Origin of the sequence: Pseudomonas sp. FYR_7 (assembly GCF_043106155.1) — a bacterium.
In the GTDB taxonomy this organism is placed as follows: domain Bacteria; phylum Pseudomonadota; class Gammaproteobacteria; order Pseudomonadales; family Pseudomonadaceae; genus Aquipseudomonas; species Aquipseudomonas parafulva_B.
The window spans coordinates 13564-33963 of record NZ_JBICMI010000056.1 but is presented as its reverse complement, the minus strand read 5'-3'; the positions used below and the strand labels follow the sequence as shown (position 1 = coordinate 33963).

Annotated in this window: 16 protein-coding genes and 2 pseudogenes; 9 read left to right on the top strand and 9 right to left on the bottom strand. The window is 55.0% G+C overall.

Annotated features, from left to right (window positions below; all coding sequences use genetic code 11):
* Positions 1–38 precede the first annotated feature (38 nt).
* The 6 genes and pseudogenes from ACF8R3_RS14770 to ACF8R3_RS14745 all read left to right on the top strand — a co-directional run.
* Positions 39–1403, top strand: a complete 1365-nt coding sequence (locus tag ACF8R3_RS14770) for an MFS transporter (protein ID WP_181104775.1) — start codon at positions 39–41, stop codon at positions 1401–1403.
* A gap of 45 nt (positions 1404–1448) precedes the next feature.
* Complete coding sequence (locus ACF8R3_RS14765; RefSeq protein ID WP_181104777.1) at positions 1449–2357, top strand: 2-hydroxyacid dehydrogenase; 909 nt, start codon at positions 1449–1451, stop codon at positions 2355–2357.
* A 323-nt stretch (positions 2358–2680) separates the two neighbouring features.
* Positions 2681–4921: a TonB-dependent siderophore receptor gene (locus ACF8R3_RS14760; RefSeq protein WP_392515804.1), complete on the top strand. Its 2241-nt coding sequence runs from the start codon at positions 2681–2683 to the stop codon at positions 4919–4921.
* A gap of 204 nt (positions 4922–5125) precedes the next feature.
* Positions 5126–6424, top strand: a complete 1299-nt coding sequence (locus ACF8R3_RS14755) for a histidine kinase sensor domain-containing protein (protein ID WP_392515803.1) — start codon at positions 5126–5128, stop codon at positions 6422–6424.
* A gap of 20 nt (positions 6425–6444) precedes the next feature.
* The gene (locus ACF8R3_RS14750; RefSeq protein WP_181104781.1) at positions 6445–6729 is read left to right on the top strand and encodes an iron transporter; all 285 of its coding nucleotides are present in this window, start codon (positions 6445–6447) and stop codon (positions 6727–6729) included.
* 1 nt (position 6730) lies between these two features.
* Positions 6731–7075: pseudogene (locus ACF8R3_RS14745) on the top strand (PepSY-associated TM helix domain-containing protein); the annotation flags it as partial.
* A gap of 122 nt (positions 7076–7197) precedes the next feature.
* On the opposite strand, the gene ACF8R3_RS14740 reads toward ACF8R3_RS14745, so the two are convergent.
* Together ACF8R3_RS14740 and ACF8R3_RS14735 are read right to left on the bottom strand one after the other, a co-directional pair.
* Complete coding sequence (locus tag ACF8R3_RS14740; protein WP_392515802.1) at positions 7198–8301, bottom strand: YcaO-like family protein; 1104 nt, start codon at positions 8299–8301, stop codon at positions 7198–7200.
* Between the two features lie 157 nt (positions 8302–8458).
* Positions 8459–8632, bottom strand: a complete 174-nt coding sequence (locus tag ACF8R3_RS14735; protein WP_392515801.1) for a hypothetical protein — start codon at positions 8630–8632, stop codon at positions 8459–8461.
* 300 nt (positions 8633–8932) lie between these two features.
* Here ACF8R3_RS14735 and ACF8R3_RS14730 point away from each other — a divergent pair, with 300 nt between their 5' ends.
* Entirely contained in the window at positions 8933–9265 is a 333-nt protein-coding gene (locus ACF8R3_RS14730; protein WP_392515800.1) for a hypothetical protein, read from the top strand.
* A 1781-nt stretch (positions 9266–11046) separates the two neighbouring features.
* Here ACF8R3_RS14730 and ACF8R3_RS14725 read toward each other — a convergent pair.
* Genes ACF8R3_RS14725 through ACF8R3_RS14705 form a run of 5 tightly spaced genes read right to left on the bottom strand, consistent with a single transcriptional unit; the run spans position 11047 to position 17233 of the window.
* A complete protein-coding gene (locus ACF8R3_RS14725) occupies positions 11047–11727 on the bottom strand; it encodes a hypothetical protein (protein WP_392515799.1) in 681 nt (226 codons plus the stop codon).
* Positions 11727–13742, bottom strand: coding sequence for a hypothetical protein (locus ACF8R3_RS14720; protein WP_392515798.1), 2016 nt, complete (start codon positions 13740–13742; stop codon positions 11727–11729). Before ACF8R3_RS14720 ends, ACF8R3_RS14725 begins: the two co-directional genes overlap by 1 nt.
* Positions 13743–13754: 12 nt before the next feature.
* Positions 13755–15524, bottom strand: a complete 1770-nt coding sequence (locus tag ACF8R3_RS14715; RefSeq protein WP_392515797.1) for a hypothetical protein — start codon at positions 15522–15524, stop codon at positions 13755–13757.
* Positions 15515–16081 carry a hypothetical protein gene (locus tag ACF8R3_RS14710; RefSeq protein ID WP_392515796.1) on the bottom strand — a complete coding sequence of 189 codons (567 nt, stop codon included), beginning with the start codon at positions 16079–16081 and terminating at the stop codon, positions 15515–15517. Before ACF8R3_RS14710 ends, ACF8R3_RS14715 begins: the two co-directional genes overlap by 10 nt.
* Before the next feature lie 36 nt (positions 16082–16117).
* Positions 16118–17233: a tyrosine-type recombinase/integrase gene (locus tag ACF8R3_RS14705; RefSeq protein ID WP_392515795.1), complete on the bottom strand. Its 1116-nt coding sequence runs from the start codon at positions 17231–17233 to the stop codon at positions 16118–16120.
* A 210-nt stretch (positions 17234–17443) separates the two neighbouring features.
* On the opposite strand from ACF8R3_RS14705, the pseudogene ACF8R3_RS14700 reads away from it, so the two are divergent.
* Positions 17444–18055 (top strand): annotated as a pseudogene (locus ACF8R3_RS14700) (SulP family inorganic anion transporter); the annotation flags it as partial.
* Positions 18056–18091: 36 nt separating this feature from the next.
* Here the strand turns inward: ACF8R3_RS14700 and ACF8R3_RS14695 are convergent.
* Positions 18092–18517 carry a hypothetical protein gene (locus tag ACF8R3_RS14695; RefSeq protein ID WP_145254671.1) on the bottom strand — a complete coding sequence of 142 codons (426 nt, stop codon included), beginning with the start codon at positions 18515–18517 and terminating at the stop codon, positions 18092–18094.
* Between the two features lie 177 nt (positions 18518–18694).
* Here ACF8R3_RS14695 and ACF8R3_RS14690 point away from each other — a divergent pair, with 177 nt between their 5' ends.
* Entirely contained in the window at positions 18695–18997 is a 303-nt protein-coding gene (locus ACF8R3_RS14690; RefSeq protein WP_027916244.1) for a hypothetical protein, read from the top strand.
* A gap of 8 nt (positions 18998–19005) precedes the next feature.
* On the opposite strand, the gene ACF8R3_RS14685 is transcribed toward ACF8R3_RS14690, so the two are convergent.
* Positions 19006–20259 (bottom strand): aspartate aminotransferase family protein, encoded by a 1254-nt coding sequence (locus ACF8R3_RS14685; RefSeq protein WP_392515794.1) that lies wholly within the window; start codon positions 20257–20259, stop codon positions 19006–19008.
* Between the last annotated feature and the right edge of the window lie 141 nt (positions 20260–20400).

Sequence of the window (20400 nt, the reverse complement as noted above, 5' to 3'; positions counted from 1 at the left end):
AACAATCAGGCATGCCGACATGCCCAAGGGTCACTCAAATGCACACCCAGACCTCATTGTCCCGAGATCCGGACTTCGAAGACCGCACCTACCGCAAGGTCATTCTGCGCATCCTGCCGATTCTGCTGCTCTGCTACATGGCCGCCTACCTGGATCGAGTCAACATCGGTTTCGCCAAGCTGGACATGCTCAACGACCTGCAGTTCAGCAACACCGTCTACGCCCTGGGCGCCAGCGTGTTCTTCTGGGGCTATTTCCTGTTCGAGGTGCCGAGCAACCTGCTGCTGCACCGTTACGGCGCACGTTTCTGGATTGCCCGGATCATGCTCACCTGGGCGATCATTTCGATGGCTGTGGCCTTTACCGTGCCGCTGGCCAAGCTGTTTCAGGTCGAGGCCAGCACCATGTTCTATGTGCTGCGTTTTCTGCTCGGGATCTGTGAAGCCGGTTTCTTCCCAGGCGTGATCCTGTACCTGAACTACTGGTTCCCGACCCAACGGCAGAGCCGTGTAATGTCGGGGTTCCTGATCGCCATGCCGATCAGTCTGACCCTGGGCGGCGTGCTCTCCGGCTGGCTGATGACCCGCCTCAATGGCTGGCACGATATGGCCGGCTGGCAGTGGATGCTGCTGATCGAAGGCATCCCCTCGGTAATCATGGCGGTCGTGGTGTTCACCTGCCTGTGCGACAGCATCGACAAGGCCCACTGGCTGTCGGCCGAAGAGAAGCAACTGCTCAAGGCCAACCTGCAGCAGGACAACCACGGCAAGGCTTCGCGCCTGAGCGAGGTGTTCTTCAACCCGCGGGTCTGGTTGCTGGTGTTCATCCTGTTGACCTTCAATACCGGCTTCTATGGCCTGGCCTTCTGGATGCCCTCGATCATCAAGAGCGCCGGCATCACCAGCAGCCTTGAAATTGGCCTGCTGACCGCCATCCCCTATGGTGTGGCGGTAGTGGCCATGCTGCTCAACGCCAGCCACTCCAACCGTACTGGCGAGCGTCGCCTGCATGCCGCGATCCCGGCCTTCATCGGCGGTTGCGGCCTGATCCTCAGCGCTTTGTTCGCTGACAACCTGGTGCTTTCGGTGATCTTCCTCAGCGTCGCCGCCTCCGGGATCCTGAGCCTCATGCCAATCTTTTGGACGTTGCCCGGCACCGTGCTGTCCGGCGTTGCCGCAGCCGCCGGGATAGGCATGATCAATGCCATCGGCAACCTCTCCGGTTTCACCGGTTCGATGATTACCGCAGTGGCAGAGGAACTCACTGGCAACATCAACAACGGCACCTATGTGCTGGGCTTGTGCCTGTTCGTCAGCGGGCTGTTGATCCTGTCGATTCCGGCAGCGATGCTCAGCCGCGGTGACAGCGAGTCGGCCGCCGGTCTCAAGCTGGAGACGGCATGATTCTCTGTACCAGGGGCCTGGCGTCAGGCCAATTAAGGAGCATCGATGAAAGCTGAACTGCTGATGCTGGCACCCTTGCTCGCGCCATATGAGGCGCGGCTGGCCGAGCATTTCCATCTGGTCCGTGCGCACAGCCGGGCCGAGCAACAGGCGCTACTGGGCGACCATCCGCAGCGCTTCAGGATACTGGTCACCAATGGCGGGGAGGGGGTGGATCCGCAACTCATGGCCAGCCTGCCGAACCTGGAACGGGTCGCGGTCAACGGCGTAGGCACCGACAGGATCGATATGGAGCAGGCGCGTGCCCGGGGCATTCGTATCGTCACCACCGATAACATCCTCACCGATGCGGTGGCCGACCAGGCTGTTGCGCTAGTACTGGCGCTGCTGCGTCAGGTTTGCCTGGCGGACCGCTTCGTCCGTGACGGGCGTTGGCGTGAGGGAGGCTTCCCGCTGCTGGGTACCAGCCTGCGCGGGCAGCGGGTCGGGATTCTCGGGCTGGGCAAGATTGGTGGGGCGATCGCCGAGCGCTTGCAACCCTTCGGGGTCAGCCTGGCCTACCACAATCGGCGACCGCTGATGGACTGTCCCTATGCCTACCATGACGACCTGGGTGCGCTGGCCGAGGCCAGCGACATCCTGATTGTCGCCGCCGCTGGCGGACCGGCGTCGCGCCACCTGGTCGACGCGCGGGTGCTTGATGCACTGGGGCCACAGGGGGTGATCGTCAATGTCGCCCGCGGCAGCGTGATCGATGAAGCGCAACTGGTGGAGCGTCTGGTCGCCGGGCGGCTCGGTGGTGCCGCGCTGGATGTGTTCGAGCACGAGCCGCAAGTGCCCGAAGCGCTGCTGGCGCTGGACAACGTGGTGCTGCAACCGCACTTGGGCAGCGCCACCCTGCAGACCCGCCAGGCCATGGCCGAGTGTGTGGTGCAAGCGGTCCTGGCCGGTTAAGCGGCAATGTGAACGTCAGAACGCTACATGGCCCTGCTGGCAACGGGGTCACGTAGTCGATGCTATCCCGGTAGGGGATTGTCCAACCCATTGGCTGCGTGACGCGCACAGAGCATTACCAAATGCCATGGCGTTACGGTAATTGCACCGAGTTCCCCGGCAAGATGTAAATTTCGTAAATAAGATTTAAACCTATTTGAGAATCACTATATTTACCGTCCCTGTGGCTACCCCAAGCAGCGCTTGAGGCCAGTGGGCATCGGCTTGCTGGCTTGTCGACGCCGGCCTTTGCCTTTTGCTCATGAATACACGGAGACGTAGAAATGCAGTCCAGAACCTCACCCAATAGCCTGGCCTGGGCCTTTGTCGCGCTGGCATCGCCAGCCATGGTCGCGACCTCGGTTCATGCTGAAGACGTGCCATCCAGTGAGGTGCTGGAAATTCCGGTCAGCGACAGCGCCCTGGTGATCGAGAGCACCCGGGTCACCGCCGAACAGGAAGCGCGTCAGGCGCTGGGGTCGTCGATCATCACCGCCGAGGACATCAAGCGCCGTCCGCCGGCCAACGACCTTTCCGACATCATCCGCCGCGAGCCGGGCGTCAACCTGTCCGGCAACAGCGCCAGCGGCGCGCGCGGCAACAACCGCCAGATCGACCTGCGCGGCATGGGCCCGGAAAACACCCTGATCCTCATTGATGGCAAGCCGTCCAGCGCTCGCAACGCGGTGCGCTATGGCTGGAACGGCGACCGCGATACCCGTGGCGAAACCAACTGGGTGCCAGCCGAGGCTGTGGAGTGTATCGAGATCCTCCGTGGCCCGGCCGCGGCGCGCTATGGCTCCGGCGCCATGGGCGGGGTGGTCAATATCATCACCAAGCGTCCAACCCAGGAGCTCAAGGGCAATGTCAGCCTGTTCACCGTCCTGCCCGAAGACAGCGCCGAGGGCGCCAGCCGCCGCGCCAACTTCAACCTCAGCGGGGGCCTGACCGACGACCTGTCGTTCCGGCTTTACGGTGGCCTGGCCAAGACCGATGCCGACGACCTGGACATCAACGCCGAGCACGCCAGCAGCGCGCTGGCCGGGGGGCGCGAAGGGGTACGCAACAAGGACATCAACGGCCTGCTGAGCTGGAAACTCAACGACGAGCACCGCCTGGAGCTGAGCAGCGGCTACAGCCGGCAGGGCAACCTCTATGCCGGCGACACCATGAACAGCAACGCCGGCGGCAACCTTGACCTGATCTCCAGCCTGTACGGCAAGGAGACCAACATCATGCAGCGCAGCACCTATGACCTTACCCACCTGGGCGATTTCGCCTGGGGTTCGACCAGGACCTCGCTGTCGTATGAGTACGTGCGCAACTGGCGCCTGAACGAAGGCCTGGCCGGTGGCCCGGAAGGCGCGATCAACGACTCCGGCGCCGACATGTCGCGCCTGCGCAATACTCGCCTTTCTAGCGAAGTGAACCTGCCGCTGACCCTGGGCAACACCGACCACGTGCTGACCCTCGGCGGCGAATACCTTTACGAGGTACTCAACGACCAGGGCTCGTTCCGCGCGCAGAGCTTCGACCCGTCGGGCAACGGTGGTGACGTGATCGAAGGCTTCGATCGCAGCGAGACCAAGATGACGGCCAAGAGCTACGCGCTGTTCGCCGAAGACAACATCGTCATCGGTGATACCACCATCACTCCTGGCCTGCGCCTGGACCATCACGAAGCGTTCGGCGACAACCTCAGCCCGAGCCTGAACCTGTCGCACAAGCTCACCGACGAGCTGACCGTCAAGGGCGGCATCGCGCGTGCCTACAAGACGCCGAACCTGTACCAGTACAACCCCAACTACCTGCTCTACAGCCGTGGCAACGGTTGCAGCGTGCAGCAGACCAACAACGGCGGCTGCTACCTGCAGGGCAACGCCAACCTCGATCCGGAAACCAGCGTCAACAAGGAAATCGGTCTGCTGTACGACCGCGGCACCTGGCGTACCAGCGCGACCTACTTCCGCAATGACTACAAGAACAAGATCATCGGTGGCACCGACGTGGTCACCGACGTCAACGGCGGCCGCCGCGTGACCCAATGGGAAAACGCCGGCAAGGCGCTGGTCGAAGGCGTGGAAGGCAACTTCTTCATCGAGCTGACCCCATCGCTGGACTGGAACACCAACCTGACCTGGATGCTCAACAACGACAACCGCGACACCGGCGAGCCGCTGAGCGTGGTGCCCGAGTATACCGTCAACACCACCCTGGACTGGCGCGCCACCGAGCAGCTGTCGTTCCAGCTGGCGGGGACCTACTACGGCAAGCAGAAATCGCCGACCTACAACTATCGCACCCAGGAAAGCTACGACGAGCAGGCCCAGCAGGACGTCGAAGCCTACGGCCTGGTCGATGTCAGCGCCGGCTACAAGTTCAACGAACACTACGACGTGCGCCTGGGCGTGAACAACGTGTTCGACAAGCAGATCTATCGTGGTGGCAACGCCAGCAGCGCGGGCGCCAACACCTACAACCAGCCAGGCCGCGCGGTATTCGCCGCACTGAACATCTCGTTCTGACCTGACCCAGCGGTACCCCGGCTGCCCTTGCTCGGTTGCGCATCGACCGAGCAAGGGCAGCTTTCTTGTGTCGGGCATGCAGCGGAAGCAGAAGCGGCGAGCAAGCCGCCATGGTGCGGCGCCCCTGGATAGTCAAGGTGAACCGTGAACCTACTATCAACCCTGCGCCTTCCTGGCCGTCACTCCCTGTTGTGGAGGCTCTGCGTGCTGCTGATCGTCTTCTGCCTGCTGCTGATCTGGCTCAGCCGCTACAGCGGCGCGCACCTGGAGCGCCAGAGCAACCACCTGAGCCAGCAAGCCCGCCAGGTCCTGCGCGGCTATGCCGCCGAGGCGCAGGCGGCGTGGCAGGAGGCAGGGCGCGCTGGCGTCGACCGCTGGATCAGTGAGCTGCAGCGCCGCGAGGGCGGTTGGGCCCTGGTAATCGGCGCGCAGCTCGAGTCACTGAGTAGCCAGCCACTCACCCCGGCCCAACGGCGCTACGTGACATTCATGAGGGAGGTGGACTGGCCGATGAGCCAGCGCTCGGTCGAACTGCCGGCCATTGGCGTGCCGCTGCCGTCGGTGCCGGGCACGCTGGTACTCCAATTGCCGCAGCGCTACATGCCTTCCACCTTGCCACTGCTGCTGCAGGTGCTGGTCCACGGCCTGTTGCCCGGTGTGCTGGCGCTGCTGGTGGGCGTGCTCTTGTACCGCGTGCTGATCGGCCCATTGGCGCACCTGCGCGCCCAGGCCAATGCCCTGCGCGCTGATCGCCTGGCGACCCGCGTCGACCCGGTGATCAGCCGGCGCCAGGATGAGCTGGGCGACCTGGGCCGGGCCTTCGACCACATGGCCGAGCGCCTGGAGCAGACCGTGGTGCTGCAACAGCGGCTGCTCGCCGACCTTTCCCATGAACTGCGCACACCCCTGACGCGCTTGCACATGGCGGCGGAGAACGAGAGCGATTGCACCGTCCTGCGTGACCGCCTGCTGCGCGAAGTGCAAGGCATGCGCCAGTTGGTCGACGACACGCTTGAGCTGGTCTGGCTGGATAACGTGCGGCCACAGCTGGCGGCCGATGTCGTCGAGGTGGATGCGCTGTGGGAAGTGGTGCGCGAGAACGCCTGCTTCGAGAGCGGCTGGCAGCCGGAACAGATGCCCACCACGCTGGCGCCCGACTGCAGGGTGCGCGGTCACCTCAATGGCCTGGCCCAGGCGATGGAGAACATCGTGAGCAATGCCATCCGCCATTCGCCGGCGGGCGGCCAGGTCAGCCTGGGCGGCCAACGCCACGCCAACCACTGGCACCTGTGGATCGACGACCAAGGCCCTGGCGTGTCCCAGGCGGCCCTGGAGCGCATCTTCCAGCCCTTCACCCGGCTGGACGCCGCCCGTCCCGGTGGCGACGGCTTCGGCCTGGGCCTGAGCATCGCCCGTTGTCGCGTGCAACTGCAGGGCGGCGAGCTCTGGGCCGAGAACCTCCAACCTGGCCTGCGCCTGAACCTGCGCCTGCCGATGGCATGAACACCCAAAAGGACCTTCGAATGATCAAGACTGCACCTGCCTGGTTGTCGATCCTGTCGCGCAGCGCCGCGGCGCTGCTCGGCGGCTACCTGTTCACCTATGCGGTCACCGCCTTCCTGGCCCGTGTGCTGCCGCTGTCGCCCAGCGATGCGGTGATCGTCGCCACGTTGCCGGCGTTCGTGTTCTACACCGCGGCGATCCTCTGGGCCTTTGCCAGTCGCGATGCCTGGCGGGCCTGGGCGGCGGTGGCACTGGCCGGGCCATTGGCGCTGGTGGCGTTCTGGCCGCAGGCAGGGGGCGTATGACATGAAGAGCAAGACCTTCACCCAATCGATGTCCTGGTTGCACACTTGGGCCGGGCTGATCTTCGGCTGGTTGCTGTATGCGATTTTCGTCACCGGCACCCTGGCGGTGTTCGACAAGGAAATCGACCACTGGATGCACCCGGAGATTCCTACTACCCAGGTAACACCCGCGCAGGCGGCAGAGCGCGCCGTGGCCTACCTGCAGGAACACCACCCGACCGCTAGCAACTGGGGCATCAGCCTGCCCACCGAGCGCTCCCCGGGCTTGCGCGTGTCCACCGGCGATCGTCGCCATGGCGGCGGTGTGCAGCTCGACCCGCAGACCGGCGAGGTAGTGCAGGTGCGCCTAGCCTATAAAAATATTGGGATTAGCTTTGTAAGTAGTGTTGAGCTGATTGTTTTTTTGTCTCGTGCAGGTTATAAGCAAGCCTAACTCTTAAATATAAATCGGCCGCGCAAGTCAAGTAGTCAAATTTGGTTTGGAAAAACAAAGCACCCTTCTGTCACGCAAAAAAAATGGTCTTGGGTCTCAATGAAACTATGCGTTATTACCTGCCCACCCCAAAGTGTGTTCAGAATTGAAGAAAATGCTCGACATCCAGTATTTTCGATTTTTTTTGCAAGGCATTCTAAGTAGGAATGCAGAGACTCAGGTACATTATAATCCGGTGTGTTCAGAAACGAGACATCAAAAAAACCTAGTTTCTGGCATTGTTCTTTAATTTTGAATTTAGCGCACCTAAGGTGAGCTTCAGAGTGCGACAGCTTACTTATAATGTTATTTGCCTTGTCGTGAAACTGCTCTCGAAAGAAGACAGCGCTCGCATGATAGCACTGGGCGACCTCGTGAAGGCTTCTATATAAAGCATGTTCTCTTGATAGAGAGCAACCATAGCCGGCGACCTCGACAAGGAATCTACTGCCACTTAATACTGAGCAAAATACGGGAACTTTAAATTCATTTTCAAGCTCAATTATAAGTATGCTATGCCCAACCTCCTTTTCGACGCACTGTACTTTTTGTCGAAGCGCGCCTGGCAGCGTTTTTTTATCTATGACCCGAAGAGCGCTACTGTCCATTGCCAAAAAAACTCTCACTAGAAATTTCGATAAGCTGTGTCTTTCTATAGCCTCCAGCAACCCATGAATCGTCGCCTCCAGCTCATTGCTACCTATGGCCACACCGCTGTTTGTGCAATATCTATCTATTTTTGAATAGTCAAAAGAATCAAGCGGGTGCTTTTGAGAATCAGTAAGTATGTCGTCCACATATTTGGGGGTGGATAGAGCAACAGGATAAAGAACTTTTGTAGAACCTCCTATTTGAACGTAACTTCGGAGCGCAATATTTCCGGCGGGCGTGTCGCTGATTACAGATAACGGAAGGTTGATAGTTAAGCTTGTGCTCCTTATATATGCATGAGAGCTTTGGTACTGGACGTTTTCGTTTTGGGAGTTCGAAAACCTACTAAACCAGTGCTCTGCTGATTCAAACATAGCTCCGATTTCAGACTCATTTCTGCTCCCCTTGCCATATCCATAGTCTATGAGCTCTCCGCTCGCATTATACAAGGTGCATTTAGCGGTGAATATCTATTGCCCCGTGACTTCGATTTCCCATTCAATTCCATAAGAATGCAGTGTCCCTTCTAAAAGCCTTCTGGCTTCCAAAAGCCCAACGCTCCGCTCTATTGGAATTTTTCCCATGCCGATCTCCACGGGGCACAAACTATTTCTGAAGTTTGTTTAGCTGCTTTTCGAGCTCATTGATCACGCGATAGAGAACTTTCTCTCTTTCGCTCAATGAGTCCAACTGAATCTCCTTCAACTCCGTGAAGTTTCCGCGATCCTTAGGATTCATCGTTTTTTTTAATGGGGTTACTTCTTTATCAGGTGAGGTCATTTTTCCGCTCCTTTAATTTCTGTCGTAACGAACTTCCCCAAACTGCATATAAGCCTCATCGTATATCTAGCCAGTAAAATCAAGACAGACGATGATTGGTGTCGTGAAGCGCACATCTGTAATCGCAAGGTTGCTGAAAGCTAGCGATTTTCTTTTACAGCTCATTGAGGTAAAAATTACTATAGACGAAACTTCCTGCGTCGCCAGTTCAAATGTCGCGAGAGGTGACGACCAACGGATTGTAGCTAACGATACCTGGTGGCTACCTAGTTCAAAGCGGCTAGCTGCGACTGGCCGCTTATGGCCGAGTTCGACATCAAGGTTGTAATCGTCGAGCCTGGCGTGATCAAGACGGGCTTCGGCGACGGCGCAACCGAAACCATCATCAAGCGTTCGACTGGTGGCCTCTACGGACGGATGGTGCAGATGGTGGCCAAGTCGATCAAGAGCACCTATGGGCATGGCACTGGCAGCGATCCACAAGTGATCGCAGACGTGGTTTCCAAGGCAGTGGCCAGCAGCCACCCACGTACACGCTACGCCATCGGCAAATTCGCCAAGATGCTGATCCGCATGCGCGTCTGGCTTGGCGACCGTCTGTTTGATCGCATCATACTCAGCCAGACCCGTTGAGCGGCAACGTGTCTATCCGCAAGCCGCTAGCAGCAGTTGGCTAGCGTTTCAGGCGTTCTGCGCCAAGATCGAAGCGCAGTACCTGAACTTGCCGGTGATGCGGTATGACAATGCATCGCCGATTGCTGGCAAGCCCGATGAGATCAAGTCTGCGCTAGACAAGCGTCAAATGCTAATGATCGCCGGAAAACCGCTTCGGGAAAGGCCACGCAGTTGATGAAGGTCTGCCTAGAGGCTGAGCGTGGCCCCCATGGACTGATCGGCCATGCCCAACCTTGGCGGCTGAGGGCACGAAAAAAGGGGACAGATTTATTTGTTGATCAAACAGTCTACTTTTGGCCGTTTGCAGCCCTTAGCGAAGGTCTGCTTCGGGTCGATAGCTACCCATCATGAAGGGCAGCTATTGGCCGATATCTGCCTTTCGTGAACGGCAGGTTCGGGTCGAAAGCTCTCAGTCGCGACCGGCCGCTAACGACCCAAAGCGGACAATTAAATATGCTCAGCATGCGCAGTTCCTAATGAGACCACGCCTACAGAGGACTTCTTCCGGGCCCCCGGTGTCAGGATAGTTGTCGCCTCGCCAGATTTACCTGAAACCAGACCCCGGGGGCGGAAAGAGAGCCGTTGTGCCGTACTATTCCTCTGAGCGCAAAGCCGAACTGCTCAAGATGCTGGGCCCTCCACTCAACCTGACGATGGCCGAAGTCGCCAGGCGCGAGGGCGTTACTGAAATTGGCTGAGATCGGCCAAATGCAGTCAGCCGTACAGGACTGACAATGGCTAAAAGGTGGGCAGTGGACAAGAAGACCGCAAAGCAATGGCGTCAGACCCCTGGATCGAAAGCGCACTTTTGTAGTATTTCGGCCGAGTTCCGGAACGACGGTGTACGGCCAACTCAGCTAGTCTGCTTTGAAGTCCGAAGAGCCTTCCCTGGAAGCTACGCACCAGACTGATGTGCAAGCTTCTGGCCGGCGATATGGGAGTGGACGTAATGCACGCTATGCGTCCGCAGTTCGCCCTGCGAGCCGACATCGGCGAAATCGCAAGCGATTTAGTAAACGAGTTCAACAAGACGTCAGCACTCAGAGCCTGGGGCTGGATGTGTATCATTGATGGCACGCCTCAGGTGGTGCCGCCCACATCGCTTTTATAGCTCTCCGTTACTGCGTGCCTTGAGTGGTCACATCCGATGCAAATGGCTGGTCAAGTCGAATGCAAACAGGTGGTCAAGTGCGATGCAAACGCTTGGTCAATTCAGGTGCAATTTCCCAGTTGCCGCTGACCGAAAACTGACCCAGGTGTTCAACTGCTTCTGCTCATTTTCCGAGTAGGAGAACACAGGTGATCAGCATGGAAACGATGGGGAAAATTCGGCGGATGTACTTTGGCGACAAGCTGTCGCTGCATCAGATAAGGTTGGTGACCACGATGCGAATCATGCGGCTGATTGGGGTGATGGTTCGCGTGGAGCCAATTCACGATCGCTGGGTTAGACGGCGAACTGTCTTAGGGTTATCGGCAGAGAGGGTTGCCCGAGAGTGTGTGAATTTCTCCTGGAAACAACACTATTGGCTATTCCCCACCGTCGTAGCAATGTGGAAGTATCCTGGGTCGACACTTGAGGGCACCTGGATACACAACTTGCCCAAAGCACTCTAAGGTCATGCCATAATTGCTGGCTCCTAGGATTTTACAGTCTCGGCATTGCCGAGCTCTGCGACAAGGCGCTACCGGATTTCTTTGACCTGCTGACCGGCGCTACACCCGTACTACCCCACTCACTAATCTGGATCATTTTTGACTAGCAAAAATTTGCCTGGCTTTGCATCACCTGCCGCGTCCGCACCTTTAACATTTGAAAAAGCCTTCAAAAGGGCACCATATTGTTCATGCAGCGAATTATATTCCCTTTGCCACTTTCGAGCGCGTTCTTCAGAGTTTTCTTCGCGCACAAGCGACTCTTTAAGCTCTGACTTCAAACGACGAATAGTTGCCACATTTTCAGACGCATTAGAGATCATAGCATTATCAACCAGTTCACGGCATATAGTTGATATAGACAGAGATCGAAAATTGCGACACTCTTCCTCCAGTTTTTTGAAGTTATCAATGAGATTATCACGCTTCATTTTAGACGTTTGTTTCAGGTGCGAGGCGGACGAATCGCTTCGCTTTGAAATCAGCTCCAAAACTTGATTGGCTTGATCTATCCATTCATACAGCTTAGGTGTCTTGGATTTATGAATATACTTATCATTCAGCCCAGCGCAAGCCGACAATTGGGTTCTAACCAGCTGTCGCTGTCTTTTAGAAAGTAAGCGCCCTGCATTTAATTGCTCAGCGATCTCATCGAAACGCGCTTTAGCCACTTTGTATATCGCAACCTCACTTGCCGAAGCTTCAAGCAGCCATGGAGGTGACGAGTCGAAATTATGCTTTTCAACGAGATCGAAAATATCCATCATCCATCACTCACGCTGACTATTCTGATTAATGCCTCAGCATACTTCAATTCTTTCTCACATGCTTGTACCAGCGAAGCTATTCCTAATTTTTTGTAGGAGCTCAATTGCTCTTTGACACTCTGCCCAATTCTGATTATGTCCTCTCGTTGCGATCCAATGGAAAGTGAATGAACACAGCCGGTACAAGTACACAAACTGGAATTCTCAAATACAGGAACCCCTGTTACTTCATCCCTGCAATTTGCTTGTTTTACCGTTTTATGCCGGACGACACAAAACCCATACTCCATGGGTTTAAACTCACCAGTAAACTCTTGTGCACACCAAGCCGCCAATTCCTTTTCCAGCTCATCAGGTGCAAGGAAACTCCACTCCTTTAGCTTCTGTTTTATTAACATGCCAATTGGGCCGTACAACTGCTCCTTATTGTCTAGCCAATTCAATCCGAGTTCGGACAAATAATTTAACGCCATCTTTTCAGGAGAATATGTTTCAGACACATACAGCTTACCGGATGTATAAGTTGTGGTCATGAAAGAGCCATAATGGTGCCGAAAGTGACGACGGATCAAATCCGGTACATTCCCATCAAACCGGCGCAGAGCAAACTCAGCAAACGCATGGCGAAAGCGGTGGGGGGTAACTTGGATGCATTCCAATTCGGAAGACAATCCTGGAAATTCAGAAAGAAAATCCTTGGTAATGTAGCGCCTCAGCATATAACGCGCATTCTGCTCTCCTGCTAAGTTTGTACCACAAGCAAATTGAAATGGTTGGCCGTAGAGTTGTAATGACAACCCTTGGGGAGCCCAAAACAACGGGAGATCAGTAGTGGTTTTATCCTCAAGAGACAGTCGCTCTAAAACTTCGACGACGTCAGCCGCCAATCCGGTAATAGAACGGATAGTCGGTATTCCATGATTTGTTTTATTGATATCTGACTTGAACAAATAGCTGCCATCCTTCTCTCGGAGCAAATCAGATACGCGTATTTTTTCCAGCTCGTCGCGCCTTGCGCCCGTGACGCATGAAAAAATTATGAACCCGGCCGCATACACACGCTGTATGTGCCTATACATGTCCTTTACAGTCTTAAACGGCCACTTTTTAAATGGAAGCTCGTTCACTGAATCGACTTTACACTCACGGGCGCAATACTCAGGCAATACCACATACATATGATCGACCTTTTTCGGGTACTTCGCGGTGAGGTCGGATAAAAAAAATCTGTGGATTCTGTTTACTTTCTCAGGAGTAAAATATACCCCTCGATTCTTGCGATATCCATTAGCCAGAGGAAACCCCTGTGATATTATATCTTTTTGGTACTGGAAGAAAGCTAGCAGGTATTTCGTCAAGTCCGAATGAATTATCGAAATAGCCTCACTAAGCAAGACCATAAGCAATGACATTGGGAGGCCATCTAACTTTGAGCCGCAAACCCATTCAGCATAGTCTTTTCCTGATTTTTCCAAGACGTTCCGAGCGAGAGAATAACAATGACTCGGAGATGGCATTGCGATAGGGCCGTCTTCGATGGCTCGATTGAGAAAGCCCTCCTTAAATTTAGACAATGTGGTAATCATCGTCTCGTAAGTTGTATAGGCAATGGATCGCTCCTCATCATACTCGCCCAACAGACTTCTTGTTAACAAATCCTCAATATTTCCCACCTGCAAATCAGACACTCGGTCAATGCCGGCAATTGTCATGTATTGATCGAGTATTGTAATAATTCGTTTTACTCTGTACTTAGCCCAATAGGAGGATACCAACGACCCATCCACATCGACCTTACAAAAAGTTAAAAACAACTCCTTAGCTGCGACAATCATTTTCTCTCTAACATTCAAAGCTGAAAAGTCGAAGATTCCAGTTTCACCCGCAGATGTTTTCACTGGCCATACATTTTCAGCAAACTGAAATGCACTCTCTCCTCTTCCTTGCGCAATTCCCCGCAACTCGGCCGCACTAGGAAAATATTCCTCGAGAGGGTCAGCTTTCACACTCATGGGATAGGCCCTCTATATATTAAGATCGGAAAAAGATATTTCATAATGACTATACTTTTCAATGCCTAACCTCACAGCATCTTTTCCAAACTCATTCAGCAGCGCTTTATAGAACACTAGAAGTGAGAGCACCTTTTTGACCCGCAACGGATTGTCATTTACCAATCGCGCGAAGCCCCTCTCAATATGATCAATCTTTCCCTTGATTAATGCTGCAACAAGAGGCGTTTTTACGACATAAGTCATACCATCTTTTTCAAAAAGCCCTACTTTATCCACAACAAACTCTTGGAGCTGAGCGCATTCAAATACCTGTTCGTCAGACAACATGTTTGAATCGTCATTGCCTGTCAATTTCAACAGCTTCTCGATCTGATGGAGTGATACTATGCGAGACTTCTCAATCATTGACTCAGCAACCTTCGCCGCAATTGATCGCATTTCCGACCCGACCAAGGCTCCAAACTTTTGATCAACCTCAACTTTTTGCTTACACTTTGAAAAGTCGGAATAGACGCCCTCACTACTGAGACTGTGTCTCATTCGGGCTGCATGGATACGGTCATCCACTGCTTGACTTTCATCGAACTTTACGGCCATTTGTTCATCTAGTTCTAGATGCTGAAATGACTTCATGGCCCGTGCTGAGTCATTTCCTAAAACGCATGTTTGAGCGACCGTCTGTGGTCCAAGTGATCGTGATCCTGGGTTGGCACCTGTCTCAGCATCACCATCATCCGTCTCTTCCTCAATACGCGAGCCCGTTTTATTTATTTGATGCATGCTGCGTTTTCGGGTATTCCTCTTGCTAAAAAAATCTGCATTAACTTCATCGGCAGATGACATGCACTTTAGGAAATAATCCGGACATGCTGTCGTGCTGATTCGGCTGCAATGCTCTAAATACGCCCTCTGTGTATTTGACGACTGAACAATTAATGGAAGAAATAAACAACAGCTAATTTTGTGCCTATAAAACAAAAACCAGGCCTCTTTTAATCCTGGTATAAATGCAGCATCCTCAATCGCATCGACCCTATCGATTAATCCACTTTCATAACCAAACATCGTATCATCTTTATACTCCATCAGAGCAACGTAGGCCGGATCCCCCCTTCGAAAATATGCTGAAGCTGTTGTAGAATTTCGCCCCTTGTAAGAGGAGACGCTAATCGAGCTGTTAACTTTCTGTACATCCTGCATGCGTATCCTAGACAAATTAGACTTTTGAACGCGCTCCGCCGCAAGCAACCAGGAAATAACCATCTTCTCTTCGGGTGATGGAATCAACATGAACATCGGTGAGAACAACGCGCGCATCTTAAAGAATTTTCTCTCTCCTGGCTTAACTCTTTGGCGCCGAGTAATTCCTAATGCGCACTGAAATGATTCAAGCCGAGATACAACCTTATCTTTATCCCAAGTGCCATAGTCAATAACGGGTTGAGGGAAAGTCAATCCGAGCCCATCCATTATCCCGTTTTTCTCATTCCATTCGTCACCCGGCACATCTAGGAGGACACCTTTGTATAACACCGTCTCGTAGTACAAAGGAGAATCAATATTTTTCATTGCGTTAATCAAATTTGAGTACACTTGGTTTTCCAGTCCACTACTTCTTACTCCTAATGTCACTGCTGGCCGCTCAAGCGCACGTCGCCGATCCTGAACGCTCGCCTGTTGCAATAACCATTGAAATTCTTCAGGGCACCGCTCCCTGAATTCTTTGCGTATGCGGTGACACTCACTCAAAAACCAGGGGCAAAATAATTTTACCGACATGAGCACTGCTGCTCATCGCAATTGATCTCAAACTTCTCAGTTAAACCCGGCCGATGATTTAATGTCTCAGGCTTACAAATCTTGGGCCAGTCATCCAAAATTTCTTTAGTCCTCCGCCATGTTTCGACGCTGACATCAAGGAAGCCTGAACACTCAGCAGAGTTACAATTTTGTAACAGGATTTTCATCGCCTCAGAATGGTTATAAATTGTCGACTCAGCGAGCTTTTTTGAGACTAAGTGATCAATAAATATTTTACCCGTGCGTCTAGACAGTAAAAAGCACCCGTTTTCAAGAACTAAATTTTCAGCATTTTTGAAACTTTCGCAAAAATAATCCAGCGCATAAAAAGCGGACTCGTAACGACTCAAAGACCAAGTTCTATACAGATAATATGAATTAACCAGCCTGCGTAGAGCTATGAATACTGAATCCTCCTTTAGGGTAGAAGGAACGGGAATTCTACGACGCTCAACACCGTCCACCACCAGTATCAAGTCATCATGAACACTGCCAATATCAAAGATGTTGGATTCATACGTTCCTGTTGAATCCATTATTCATTCCCTCTGACCCTTTGTTAGAGACCCACGTCAACATGGAATGCCTTGCTCCTTGAACAACATAGCTTCTAAGTGCACATATGTCATCGTCGTTTCCAAGTCTTTGTGGCCCATAAGATCCTGCAGGATCTGAATCGGTAAATCGTTCTCCCTGAGGTACCGCGCCATATTGGTAGCATAGCTATGCCTGAGCGAATGGAAACAGCGGTTCATTGATTCCAACCACATGTTGACACTGTCGAAATCCTGGCTCCCCATCTGCAAAGCGTTTCTTGTTCTATTGAAGAGATAGCTGCAGTGATGGTCTCCCAATCTGCTACCATCCCGTTTTGCTATGAGCAAGTCATGAGGCTTGGACCTTCGCAGTGGCCCTTTAATGAATCTTTCTATATGTTCTCTCAATCGGGGAGGGATGTAAGTCGTACGTGCCTGACCTCCACCTCTGCCCTTTCCTATTACAGAGATTTTCATTCCAGGGTCACCCTTCTTGTCGGCCACCTTCATCGCAGCCTCTATTTTTCTTACAGACATGTTAGCTGGATCGACCACTTCTGAGCGTCGCCACCCACTTAGGTAACCCAACTGCAAGCAGATGATATTTCTGCTTTTCTCAAACTCATGCCCCATCGATACCCAACTCAGCAGAGAGTCAAATTCGCCCTCGGAAATGTACTGCGAAAATAATCTGTACTTATCGATCGAATTATTCTTCGAAACCTCAATTTCAACCCTACTCCTTAGGGCTTCAATCGTTCCTTTTGAGATAAGCCGTTTTTGCTGGGTCCAACCGGACGAGACTGCCCAATCATAAAAAAGCGTGAGCACAGTTCTAACTAATTGTAGCGACTGTCCAGCGAGGCCTTTCTGACCAATAAGAACATGGACAAAATAGTAATGTATGTATTCATCCGACACATTATCCCACTCTTTTACAACGACATCATTTTCTACAAACTGCAAAAAAGGAGCTAAGGAATTCGCGTAGGTGCGCAGCGTCGAAGAACGCGCCCCATCCAGAGCTTTTCTCAGGATGAACGCAGTTCCTGCGAGGTGTGGTCGACGAGCATCGGAATCGAAAATACCGAAAATCTTCTTGGTGGAACCTCCGTATGGAAAATCGCTTTCAATGACCTTCAGATGAGCCATACCCGTTCCTCCAGTCTTGTCTGCACACGGCCGAGCTACCAATCCCTATCATCGCTACCGAAAACGGCAAAGGCTTCGGCGCCCTGGCCCCGGCCCAGGCCCAGGCCCAGGCAACTGTGTCACCAAAAAAATTATAGAAGATGAAAATCACGCCGCTTGGCAACCGAGGCCTAGACGTAATTTGCTATTTTTTCCTTGTGTGTTTTATAAATCGGTCAGACGGTGATCAACCTCAGTTCCGGTGGGCGAGGGCGGCTATCAGGGGTGATGGCCGGGGTGATGATCCTGTTGTTCGTGCTGTTCCTTTCGCCATTGATCGAACGTATCCCCTTGGCGGCCCTGGTGGGTGTCATGTTCGTGGTCGCGCAACAGACGTTCGCCTGGGCGTCGCTGCGGGTGCTGCACAAGGTGCCGGTGAACGACATGCTGGCGATCATCGCCGTCACCGTGGTGACTGTGTTCACCGACCTGGCCATGGCCGTGCTGTTCGGCATCGTGATCGCGGCGGTGAACTTTGCTTGGCAGCATGCGCGCGAACTGTACGCCGACAGCCATGAGGACGAGCACGGGCACAAGCGTTATCAGGTGCACGGCACCTTGTTCTTCGCCTCGACCGCGCCGTTCCTGAACCAGTTCGACCCGGCCAATGACCCGGCCGAGGTGACCTTGGACTGCCAGCACCTGAGCTTTGTGGACTATTCGGCCATTGCCGCGCTAAAAACTTTGCGTGAGCGCTATGCCAAGGCCGGCAAGCACCTGCGGGTGGTGCATTTGTCCGAGCGTTGCAAGAAGCTGCTCAAGCGGGCCGGCGAACAGCACTGAGGCGGCGGCCCGCCGCATGGGCCGCAAGCCAGAGCTTCAGTCAGCCGGGGCCTGCAGGTGCCACTGTCCGTCCGCTTCATGGGCCAGCCCGCTGGCGGGCAGCAGGGCGAGCAGGCGCGGGTGCAGCGCTGCATCCGTGAAGGTCTGTACGGTGGCCAGGTCGAGGATGCCGGACAGCGTCAGATCCACCTTGGTGTACGACAGCCAGGCCTTTTTCAGGACTTGCGCCACGTCGCTGGCGGCGGTACTGGCGAAGCGGCGATGCCATGGCCGGCCGTCGAACGAGAATGTGTGCGCCAGGGCGTAGCTCGTCTGGTCGGCGCCTTCAAGGCAACGGTGGCAGCGGCAGGGCCCCTCGCCAAACGCATTGCGCAGGTAGCTGTTGAAATCGACCACCGGCTTGAGGGACAGGCGTTTGTCGACGTCGAACAGGTCGGCGATCATGGGTTCTTCAGCGCTCACTCGGGATCCTCGTATGCTAGGGCGTGTATCGGCCGGCACCCTAACAGATCGTTGCAGGCAGATCACCTGTGTTGGTCTGCACCGCGCCGGTTCGGCAGGCGAACGCTAGAGACAAGGGGCGGCGGCTGCCGTACTCTACGCGCCCCTATGCCCACCCACGTTTCGAGGTAGACCCGCTTGAGCAACCAGTACCCGTACATCGCCACCATCACCATCAGCGCCGAAGACCGAGGCGGCGACATCGAAGCCTCGGAAAACGCCAGCATGCGCGTGGGCCTGGAAGCGGTGACCGAGACCCTCAAGAAGGTGCATTTCGTCGGTACGCTGGCCGCTCCGGAAAAGAACGCCACGCACATCTGCGTGACCCTGGAGAATGGCCTGACCTACTACGGCCCGATCGTCAACGGCCACGCCGAACTCGAAGGCGGCTGGATTGCCTTCGAGTCCGATATGCTTACCCCGCAAGAGCTGGGTCTCTAAGCCCCTCTTCAGGAGCCAAGCTCGGCAAGGCACTGCTCGAGAATATCCAAGCCTTCCTCGAGCACGTAGGCCTCGATGGTCAGCGGTGCCAGCAGGCGGATGATGTGCCGTGCCTTGCCGCTGGGCATCAGCAGCAGCCCCCTGGCGCGAGCCGCTTCCATCACCTTGGCCAGTTGCGCCGGCGCCGGGCTGCCGTCGGCTTGGACAAACTCGATTCCGCGCATGGCGCCGACGCCGGTCAAGCGGCCGATGAACGGGCTCAGGTCTGTAGCCTTCCAGTGCTCGAAGCGGCGCACGATTGCCTGTTCCTGGCGTTCGCCCCAAGTCGCGATATTCTCGTCGGTCATCTGTGCCAGGCTGGCCAGGGCCGCTGCGCAGGCGATCGGGTTGCCTGAATAAGTGCCACCCAGGCCGCCCTTGGGCAGCGCTGCCATCAGTTCCTTGCGCCCGACCACCGCACCCAGCGGCATGCCGCCGGCAATGCTTTTGGCCAACAGCAGCAGATCGGGCTCAAGCCCTAAACGTGGGAAGGCGAAGCGCTGCCCGGTACGCCCGAAGCCCGACTGGATCTCGTCGATGATGATCAAGATGCCATGCTCGTCGCAGAAACGGCGCAGGGCCTGGGCGAACGTTGGGTCAAGGGCGAGGAACCCGCCTTCACCTTGCACCGGCTCGAAGATGAACGCCGCCACGTCCTCCACCGCCAGCTCGACGCTGAACAGGCGGTCCATGGCCTTGAGGGCCTGTTCGCAGGTAACCCCGGTGTCGGCGCTGGGGTAGGGCAGGTGGTACACCGGCCCCGGCAGCTCGCCGACCCGCTGCTTGTAAGGGGCGACCTTGCCATTGAGGTTCAGGGTGGCCAGGGTACGGCCATGGAAGCCGCCATCGAAGGCGATGATGGCGCGCTTGCCGGTCGCCGCGCGGGCTACTTTCAGGGCATTTTCGGCCGCCTCCGCGCCGCTGTTGGTCAGCATGCCGGCCAGCGGGTAAGCGACCGGGATGAATTGGCTCAGTTGCGCCATCAGCTCAAGGTAAGGGGCATGTGGGGCTGCGTTGAAAGCGTAGTGAGTCAGGCGGCTGGCTTGATCCTGTATGGCTTGTACGACCGCTGGATTGCAATGGCCCAGGTTCAGCACGCCGATGCCGCCTACGAAATCGATGTAGCGTTTTCCTTGGTCGTCCCACACCTCGGCGTTGCGGCCATGTGTAAGGGTAATGGGATGAACGATGGCGATGGATTGGCTGATGCAGTCGTGGTTCATGAGGCGGGGACCTGTGGGCGATGTACTGCCTATCCAAGCGCCTAGGGGTCAGGGGGTGCAAACGAATTATTGGATTGGTTTCATTCCTACGGTTCTTGATGTGCCCGAGGCTGTGATCAGTGGTGCACTGGTCATGCTCTT